This window comes from Streptomyces boluensis, from assembly GCF_009908195.1.
GTDB lineage: Bacteria > Actinomycetota > Actinomycetes > Streptomycetales > Streptomycetaceae > Streptomyces > Streptomyces boluensis.
Genome location: NZ_JAAAHS010000438.1, coordinates 1 through 5768, shown reverse-complemented (window position 1 = coordinate 5768; position 5768 = coordinate 1). Strand labels below are relative to the sequence as shown.

General features: G+C 69.9%; 8 protein-coding genes. 5 read left to right on the top strand and 3 right to left on the bottom strand.

All coding sequences use genetic code 11. The features are described 5' to 3' along the window. From GUY60_RS33115 to GUY60_RS33100, 4 genes are all read left to right on the top strand, one after another. Window positions 1-333, top strand: a 333-nt coding sequence (locus tag GUY60_RS33115) for a hypothetical protein (protein WP_161704651.1), incomplete at its 5' end; no start/stop codon positions are given. An 84-nt stretch (window positions 334-417) separates the two neighbouring features. Further along, window positions 418-1542 carry a hypothetical protein gene (locus GUY60_RS33110; RefSeq protein ID WP_161704649.1) on the top strand — a complete coding sequence of 375 codons (1125 nt, stop codon included), beginning with the start codon at window positions 418-420 and terminating at the stop codon, window positions 1540-1542. Continuing rightward, window positions 1539-1709 (top strand): hypothetical protein, encoded by a 171-nt coding sequence (locus tag GUY60_RS33105; protein ID WP_161704647.1) that lies wholly within the window; start codon window positions 1539-1541, stop codon window positions 1707-1709. Before GUY60_RS33110 ends, GUY60_RS33105 begins: the two co-directional genes overlap by 4 nt. A 199-nt stretch (window positions 1710-1908) precedes the next feature. Further along, the gene (locus GUY60_RS33100) at window positions 1909-2769 is read left to right on the top strand and encodes a polysaccharide deacetylase family protein (protein ID WP_161704645.1); all 861 of its coding nucleotides are present in this window, start codon (window positions 1909-1911) and stop codon (window positions 2767-2769) included. Window positions 2770-2902: 133 nt separating this feature from the next. Here GUY60_RS33100 and GUY60_RS33095 read toward each other — a convergent pair whose 3' ends face one another. Next, window positions 2903-3568, bottom strand: a complete 666-nt coding sequence (locus GUY60_RS33095) for a class F sortase (RefSeq protein WP_161704643.1) — start codon at window positions 3566-3568, stop codon at window positions 2903-2905. Window positions 3569-3908: 340 nt separating this feature from the next. Between GUY60_RS33095 and GUY60_RS33090 the strand changes: the two genes are divergently transcribed. Further along, window positions 3909-4400, top strand: a complete 492-nt coding sequence (locus GUY60_RS33090) for a hypothetical protein (protein WP_161704641.1) — start codon at window positions 3909-3911, stop codon at window positions 4398-4400. Between the two features lie 145 nt (window positions 4401-4545). On the opposite strand, the gene GUY60_RS33085 is transcribed toward GUY60_RS33090, so the two are convergent. Then, a complete protein-coding gene (locus tag GUY60_RS33085; protein ID WP_161704639.1) occupies window positions 4546-5145 on the bottom strand; it encodes a hypothetical protein in 600 nt (199 codons plus the stop codon). 172 nt (window positions 5146-5317) lie between these two features. Further along, on the bottom strand, window positions 5318-5542 hold the full coding sequence (locus GUY60_RS33080) for a hypothetical protein (protein WP_161704637.1): 225 nt from the start codon (window positions 5540-5542) through the stop codon (window positions 5318-5320). Window positions 5543-5768: the final 226 nt, after the last annotated feature.

Below are 5768 nucleotides of genomic sequence, written 5' to 3'. Positions count from 1 at the left end.
GAGCCCAACCCGAGCCCGACCCCGCCGGCCCCGTGGGGCTCGGAGCCCGACCTCGGCGTCGACTCGTCGTTCCTGCGCAAGCGGGCCGAGGCCTGCGAAACGGCGTCGGAGATCATCCGCAAGACCCGCGGAGTCGCCGAGGACGCGAACACGGACCTGGCCCGCGCGGCCAAGGACTGGGACTTCGTCGGCAGCCTCGACGAACTCCAGGGCCGCTGGGAGGACTTGAACCGGTACGTCGTCCAGCGGCTCGACCAGTCCGCGGAGAACTTCCGCCTCAGCGCGGACGCCTACGACACGAACGAGACGCGCACCGCCGCCCAGTTCGCCTGAGCACCGCGCACCGCAACCTGACGACCACACCACAGCGGAACATCCGCACCGGAACATCCGCACCGGACCACACGGGGACAGCACATGCCCGGCTTCAACGCACTCCTCCAGCTCGACGTGGCGGGACTCGAGAACTTCGCCGACGAATGGATCACGGTCCACCGCAAACTCAAGGAGGCCCGCGGCGGCTTCCACGACGACGTGGTCAAGCCCCTGCACGACGACAACTGGCGGGGCAAGGGCGGCAGCGCCGCACAGTCGTACTGCGACCGTGTGCAGATGAACATCGACGCGCTGGACAAGGAAGTCAGGGCGCTGCGGACGTTCCTGGACAAGGAAGCCGACGGTGATACGGGCCGTGGCGGGGTGAAGGGCCTGGCGGGCCTGAAGAAGCGTGCCGAGGACCTCCAGAGCGAGGCGATGGGCGAGGGCATGACCATCACGGACGGCGGCGACGTCGACTGGGAGGTGCTCTACGACCCGAACGACCCGGAGTCGCAGAAGATGCTCGACGAGAAGAACCGGACCGCGGACTCGCTGGAGAAGCGGGCGAAGAAACTGCTCAAAGAGGCCTCCGAGGACGACGATTGGCTGACCAAGAGCCTCAAGGTGATCTTCGGTACGGTCGACAACTTCGAGACCGAGAACCGCGAGTTCGACATCGTGGAACCCACCGCGCACGACCGCAAGATCCACAACCAGCTGAACAACGTGGCCGCCTACTTCGCCACCGTCAAGGACTGGCCGACGGCCGCGGGCCTGGTGAAGCACTACCTCGACGGCAGCGGGAAGCCCGTGGAGGTCGAGCCGCAGCAGATGATGGATGACATCCCCGCCTTCCGTAAGGACGTCGACGGCACGCTGCAGGACGACGTCCGCAAGCGCGGCGACGGGCCGTTCACCACCGACTGGTCGTCCACGGCGCCCAACCCCAAGGACGGCGACTCCAGTCAGGAGTGGTTCTACGCGCTCAACCACTTCCAGTACCGCCTCGTCGGCGAGAAGCAGGGCGACGAGATCACGTACCACGTGGAGGTCCAGAAGCGGTACGACTGGGGCATCCCCAGCGAGCACCGCGCCACCGTGTCCGGCGGCGGGCCGGGACCGACGGGCATGGACCTGGAGCAGGCCGACATCGCCCACCTGCACAGCTCCGGAATGGCCCAGGACTTCGACGTGTCCGGGTCCTCCGACGAGATGACCGCGTGAGGGACCGCGCCCGGGTGAAGAAGGTGGCGCTCTGGGCCGGGCTCGCGCTCTGCCTCGCGTTCACGGCCTGGGTCGCCTGGGGGCTCCTGGAGTTCGACCGCGACATCGAGAACCCCCACGAGGGCGGCTTCTCCGGTTGGCAGTGCGACGCGGGCCGCGACTGCTGACTCCGGGCGGAGGACGGCGCGGCCCCCGGTGAACTGGGCGCCGCGCACTCCGAGTTGACGGGGCATCGGACCTGACGTGCACGCCGCGCCCTACCTCGACTCGGTGCACCGCGCACCCCGAGCCGGTCTCAACAGGTGCTTTCACGGACGGCACGCGCCGAAGAGATTCGCGTGCCCGCGCACGTGCGACGCATAAGTCATGAAAACGGACGAAATGCTTCCGGGGCGTCGCGTACTCCTGCGCGGCGCCGCCCTCTTCGCCCTCGCGGCCACCGCGGGCTGCGCCGGCACCGAACGGTCCGGCGCCGAGCGGTCCGGCACCTCATCCCGCCCCTCCAACTCGCCGGGACCCGCCGCGGGCGCCCAGGCGGCACGTCCCCAGAAGCCCTCCGCGTACCGCCTGCAACCCATGACCGGATACGGTCCGCAGCGCGCCGCCATCGGCCGAACTCCCGTACGCAGCAAGCCGATTCTGCGCATGGCCGCCCGGGGGCGCGGCATGGTCCTCACCTTCGACGACGGGCCCGACCCGCTTTACACCCCGGACATCCTGCGCACCCTGCGCAAGCACGACGTGCGGGCGATGTTCTTCGTCTGCGGCGAGATGGCCGAGGCCAACCCCGACCTGCTCCGGCGGATGATCGACGACGGCCACACCATCGGCAACCACACCTTCACGCACCCCGAGTTGACCCTGATGCGGCGCCGCGGCATCAGGGACGAGATCGAGCGCACCAGCGACGCCGTCATGGACGCCGTGGGCCAGCCACCGCGATGGTTCCGCGCACCGTACGGGGCCTGGAACCGCTCGGCCTTCGAGATCGGCGCCGAACTCGGCATGGAACCCCTGGCCTGGACCGTCGACACCCTCGACTGGCGCGAACCCGGCACCAACACGATCGTCCGCAACGTCCTGCGGGGCGCGGGCCCCGGAGTCGTGGTGCTCTCGCACGACGCGGGCGGCAACCGCTCGCAGAGCGTCAAGGCGCTGCGCACCTATCTGCCCCGACTGCTCGACGAGGGCTACCGGATCGGAGTGCCGAGCCGCACCGCGACATGAGCCGCACGGCCGGGTGAGCCGCACGGCCGGGTGCCGCCGCTCCGGTCGCTGAGCACCCAAAAGCCGGGCGGACTCGTACAGTTCACGAGTCCGCCCGGCTTCCGTATGCCGGCTTTCGTATGCCAGATATCTCTCAGGTCGTCTTCACCATGCGGGCGAAAGCGACGACATTTCCGTCGTAGCCCTTCTCCTTGGTGAACCCACCGCCGCAGGTGATGACCCGCAATTCCGGAGCGCCGGTCGAGCCGTACACCTTGGTGCCCGGGAAGTTGTTCTTGTCGAACACCTCGATGCCGTAGACCTCGAACACCGCGGTACGTCCGTCCTTGCGCTGAATCTCGACGTGATTTCCCTTGGTGAGTGAACCGAGACCGTAAAAGACCGCCGGGCCCGAGTTGTTGTCGACATGGCCGACGACGACGGCCGTGCCCTTCTCCCCGGGCGAGACGGCGCCGTTGAACCAGCCCGCGAGATTGGGGTCCGCGGGCGGCGGGGCGTCCACCCAGCCCGCCGCGTCAAGGCCGACCGGCTGGATCGGGGCGTCCACCTGGATCGCGGGGATCCGGACGCGTTCGGCGAGCGAGAACGGCAGTGCGTCCGGGGCTTTCGCCCTGGTCTGGCCGTGCACCCGGCTTTCGGCCGCCGCCGCGGCCGAAGCCGGCTGCGGGGGCCCTACGGCGAATTCGCCGGAACCATTCCGTATCAAGGCGAGCCCGGTCAGCAGAACAAGCGCTATCACTCCCCATGGGGCGCGCTTCTTCTGCGGCTCCTCCTCTTCGGCGGACTGGGACGAAGGCATTCTCAGATCCCCTCTCGACGCGGCATTTCCCACCGCGTCCGTTGCGCATGGCAGAACGCTAAGGGCGGGACCGGAAGTGTGCGACAGAGCGCGGGCGAACGGGTGGCCCCCGAACGGCCGGTGAGCCATCCGAGTCGCCCGCGAAAGATATTTTCTGACGGTGTGTGACCTGCGCCTACTCGCTTTTACGGGACGCCGCGTCGGCGTGTCGGCTCACCAGGACGGACCAGCCCCGAAATGCGGGCCCGCGCACGGCACCCGAGGGTCGGTATGGGAGCAGCGATCTCGCCAATTCCTGCCCGGGGACGGTTCCTCGGGGCGCTCTCCCGCGGAGGTTCACATGCGTACTTCTCGTGCCCTGGCGGTCACGGCCGCCGCCGGTGCGTTCATCGGGCTCGCAGCGCCTGCGGCGAGCGCCTGGGACGGAAGCACCATCAGCGTCTCGCCGACCACCACCCATCGCGGCGGCACGGTCACGGTGACGGTCAACGCCCACGAGTGCAACACGAACGGCAGCGTCTCCTCGTCGGCCTTCCAGAGCACCCCGCTGCATTCGAGCGGCGGCGTCGCCACCGCCAACGTAACCATCAACCACAACGCCAGCATCGGCTCCCACAGCGTGACCGCCACGTGTGGCACCGGCCCTAACAACAGCGTCACCCGGGAGGCCGCGCTCACCGTCATCCACGGCGGTGTCCGCGGTGGTCTCGGCGGCAGCTCCAGCACCGGTGCCACGTCCACCGACGTGGCGATCGGCGGCTCCCTGGTGGCGGCGGCCGTCATCGGCGGCGGCGTGTTCTGGCTGCGCCGCCGCGGCGAGGCCAAGAGCTGACACACCCCCGCGCCCACGGGCGCGACGTACGACGCTTTGCCCCGGGACCGGTGCGGATCCCGGGGCGAAGTGCTGTGTCGTACAGCCGAGTTGAGATGCTGTGCAACCGAGTCGAGATGCCATGACAGCGCCCGCCGCCCTGCGCTCAGGAACCGCTCTCGCTGGGGCGGCGCCGCGCCCAGTAGTACGCGGAGCCCAGCGCGCCCGCGATCAGGGCGCCGCCCAGGGCGAGTTCATGGAAGTCCAGGTCGCTGAAGGTACCGCCGATGCCGGCCCGTACACCGCGGTGTGCGGTGGCGTCGTTGTGCTGGCCGCCGTTGTGCTGGCCGCCGTTGTGCTGGCCGCCCCACTGATCGCCGCCCGACTGGTTGCCGCCGTTGTGGTTGCCGCCGCCGGTGGCGATGGTCAGGTCGGTGGTGCCGGTCTCGCCCTTGCACTCGAAGGTGACCGTGTACATCGCACCCGGCTTCGCGTCCCAGTCCACGGTCGCGTTGGCCGTCTGGCCCCGCGGGATCGTGACCTTGTCGAAGACGCCCGAGGTGGCGTGCGCGTCCGCGTCGCAGCCGTCCACCTTCAAGGTGACCTGGCCGCCCGCGGCGATGGTCGTCGGCGTGATGCTGAAGCCGAAGGACGTGATGTCGTTGTCCCCGGTGACCGCCGCGTGGGCTGCCGGAGCGCTGAGGGTCAGGGCGCCCGCCGAGACGACGGCCGCGGATACGGCGGATACGAGGGATATCGCGCGCATGAGCAATCCTTTGGGTCCCCGAGGAGCAGGCGCGGAGCTGTTCCGCTGCAACCGGTGATGCACCTCGATGCCCGAAACGCTAGGTACGCCCTCCGGCGGCCGCTATCGCTGTCGTGCGAATGGGGCATACGGGTAGGCCGCACAGGGGACGCGCGGCCCGGAAGGTTTCAGCTCAGCCGTCGGCAGCCGGCTGCCACTGGTGGGGCCCCGCGCCGCGCCACTCCACGAGGTGCGGGTCGTCGAGGGCGATGTCGGCCTCGTCGAGCCCGGCCGCGCGGAGCAGTTCGACCAGTTCGCGGTCGCTGTGCGCGTTGCCGAGCGGCGCTCCGCGCACGCTGACGGGCCGCCCGTCCCTCGCCTCCGGCGGATGTACGACGATCGGCGTCTGCCAGGCCATGCCCCCAGAGTGCGGCAGTGGCGCGGGCCACGCAGCCCGGACCGGCGGGCGGGATACGCGGCGGCGTTGAAATGCGGCGCCCGACTTGCCGAGGTCCGCCCAGTACGTACGGGCGAGAACTGGCCAATCCGGCAGGGCGCGGGGGAGCGGGATCGAGGGCGGCGGCGGGACTTAGCGGCGGTGCCGGCGGGCGTATCGGCAGGTGCGGGCGCAGGGGTGGGAGCCT

Excerpts from the sequence above, each read along its gene's own strand:
- GUY60_RS33110 (WP_161704649.1), top strand. The coding sequence starts at position 418 with ATGCCCGGCTTCAACGCACTCCTCCAGCTCGACGTGGCGGGACTCGAG.
- GUY60_RS33100 (WP_161704645.1), top strand. The coding sequence starts at position 1,909 with ATGAAAACGGACGAAATGCTTCCGGGGCGTCGCGTACTCCTGCGCGGC.
- GUY60_RS33095 (WP_161704643.1), bottom strand. The coding sequence starts at position 3,568 with ATGCCTTCGTCCCAGTCCGCCGAAGAGGAGGAGCCGCAGAAGAAGCGC.
- GUY60_RS33090 (WP_161704641.1), top strand. The coding sequence starts at position 3,909 with ATGCGTACTTCTCGTGCCCTGGCGGTCACGGCCGCCGCCGGTGCGTTC.
- GUY60_RS33085 (WP_161704639.1), bottom strand. The coding sequence starts at position 5,145 with ATGCGCGCGATATCCCTCGTATCCGCCGTATCCGCGGCCGTCGTCTCG.
- GUY60_RS33080 (WP_161704637.1), bottom strand. The coding sequence starts at position 5,542 with ATGGCCTGGCAGACGCCGATCGTCGTACATCCGCCGGAGGCGAGGGAC.